General features: G+C 71.9%; 1 protein-coding gene. It reads right to left on the bottom strand.

Annotation, left to right across the window (positions count from 1 at the left end; genetic code table 11):
- A partial coding sequence (locus tag D7Y04_RS43520; RefSeq protein ID WP_147477386.1) for a condensation domain-containing protein occupies nt 1-391 on the bottom strand: 391 nt, incomplete at both ends.

The raw sequence follows: 391 nt of genomic DNA, 5'->3' as shown, positions 1-391 counted from the left end.
GGCCCGGCGGCGGGCTGCCTCCTCGCGCTCCGCTTCGGGCAGGGCGCTCAGGTCCTCGAGGGCGAGCAGGAAGCCGGACGCCGGATGGATGACCTGCACCGGCTGCCCCTCTTGCGAGGCGAAAGTCGTGCGCAGGGATTCGTGCCGGGACAGGAGCGCGGAGAAGGCCTGCTGGAGCGCGTCCACACGCAGCGAGCCTTCGATGCGCAGGGCGGTGGGGGTGTTGTAGGCCGCGCTGCCGGGCTCGAGCTGGTCGATGAACCACAGGCGCTGCTGGGCGAAGGACAGCGGCAGCGAGCTGTCGCGGGGAGTGGGCTTCAGGGCCGGGAGCGAGTGGACCTGGCTCTGCCGGGTGAGGGACTCCAGGCGCGGTGCTAGGCGCTCGATAGTG

The sequence above is a fragment of the Corallococcus sp. AB038B genome, assembly GCF_003668955.1.
GTDB classification, from domain to species: domain Bacteria; phylum Myxococcota; class Myxococcia; order Myxococcales; family Myxococcaceae; genus Corallococcus; species Corallococcus exiguus.
Note: the sequence above shows the minus strand (reverse complement) of the source record. Positions and strands in the feature narration are given on the sequence as shown.